Annotated in this window: 2 protein-coding genes; both read right to left on the bottom strand. The window is 70.6% G+C overall.

All coding sequences use genetic code 11. The features are described from left to right. The coding region (locus ABZZ74_RS54025) for a hypothetical protein (protein ID WP_356951427.1) at positions 1-778 on the bottom strand (778 nt) is incomplete at its 3' end. Between the two features lie 182 nt (positions 779-960). Next, positions 961-1539, bottom strand: coding sequence for a hypothetical protein (locus tag ABZZ74_RS54030; protein ID WP_356951428.1), 579 nt, complete (start codon positions 1537-1539; stop codon positions 961-963). Between the last annotated feature and the right edge of the window lie 147 nt (positions 1540-1686).

Below are 1686 nucleotides of genomic sequence, written 5' to 3' on the forward strand. Positions count from 1 at the left end.
CTCGTGCGCGCAGTTCTCGCAGCGTCAGCGGCCGGGCCGTGCCGCCCCGCCGGTCGCGCAATATGCTGACGTTGCCCAGCTGGGCGCGCAGCTTCTCTTCCTCGGCTTCCGCCTCGGCGTAGCGCTCGGGCATGACCTTGAGCAGGTGCAGCCATTGCCGCTGCCCGGCCCGTACACACCGGCCTCCACAGTTGTTGTGGGGAAATCCGAGTGCGTACAGCCGCGGAGGCTCGACGCCCAAGGCCCGGGCCTCGCTGAGCAGCTGGTCTTTCGTGAGAGTCGGCTGCCGCCGGCTGCACAGCGGGAACCGTGTCTGCCAGGGCTTCCAGTTACGGGCGATGGCAGGGATCCGGGCGCGGTCGCGGGGGGTGTCCTCGATTCCGACGTACACCAGGGTGTCCGCGGGGTCGGTGTTCTCCGCCATCCAGGCCCGGCACGGGATCTGCTTGAGGATCTGGGAGCAGGGGGCGAGGCGGTCGTTGCCGAGGAACCGTTTGTCGTGGAAGACCTCCCAGGGTGTGCGGCCGTCGCGGACCCGGGTCAGGGGCACGTCCAGGAGTCGGCTGGTGTCGTCGGCGAACCGCCACAGGTCCTCGTCTTCGATGCCGGTGTCGGCGATCAGGAGGGTGAGGCGGTCGGTGCCGTATCGCTCGGCGATGCGCACGGCGGCGGCGAACGAGCCGATCCCGGCGCTGAACTGCACGACGTGCCGCTCGGCTGGGATGTGCGCGCCGCCGGCCGGACGGCGGGGCGGGTGGGCTGTGTCTGCTGGCTGCATGTGCTGGTCCTTGGTGGGCCGGGGTGGTGGGAGCGTTGCCGCGCTCCCACCACCTGTGGGCGGCGCAGCGGTGCGTGCCGTTGTCGCCTGTGCGCCGCCGGCCATGCTGGAGCCGGGCGCACGTGTTGGGCCTTCGGGGTGCCGGGCTGGGAGTGCCTTTCCGGGCCCGGCACCGGGTGGGGCTACTTCTGGTAGGCGGGGATGCGGGCGCGTACCTCGTCGGCGCTGATGCAGCCGGGGTGTCGGAAGGGGCTGGGCAGGCGGTTGCGCCTCTCGCGCAGGTGGCTCCAGTACTTCACGCCCGTCCAGCCGTCGAACTGGCACTTCAGCAGCCACGGGTTGTCGCTGCCGGGGTAACCGCCGAGCGGCGTCCAGCGGTACTCGGCGAGCTTGGCCAGCACTTCCTGTGCACGTTTGATGTTGCTGTCCGTCGCTGGCATGCGCGGGTGCAGAAGCGGCGGCGGTCCGTCCGGCTCCGTAGCCGTCAGAGAGCACTCGGCCGGGGGCAACGGCGAGATACGGCCCGCCTCGAACTCGTCGACCAGGTGCTGGGGTGCGCCGTCGCGGCCGAGGCGGCCGTCTCCGATGCGGGTCTCGGAGCTGCCGCCTGCGGCGATGGCGAACCATGCGCCATGCCAGCGGAAGATGTGGCCGAGGCACTGGTCGTCCGCGATCAGGACGGGGTAGCGGCATTCGGCGTCGGGCTCGCCGAGCCTGTGGCGCGGTGAAGCGGGGGGATTGGTGGGATCGGTGGTGCTCACGTGCGGGAGATCCTTCCGGAGGTCGTGGTGGGCTGGCGGTTGGGGGGGGGGCGTGGGGCGGCCCGCCCGGCCCGAAGGGGGGGCAGCTGTAGTGGGTGGAGTGGTAAGGCAAACTTCTTGTATGGCATTCAAACACCCTTATAATGT

Origin of the sequence: Streptomyces sp. NPDC006476 (assembly GCF_040612015.1) — a bacterium.
GTDB lineage: Bacteria > Actinomycetota > Actinomycetes > Streptomycetales > Streptomycetaceae > Streptomyces > Streptomyces griseorubiginosus_B.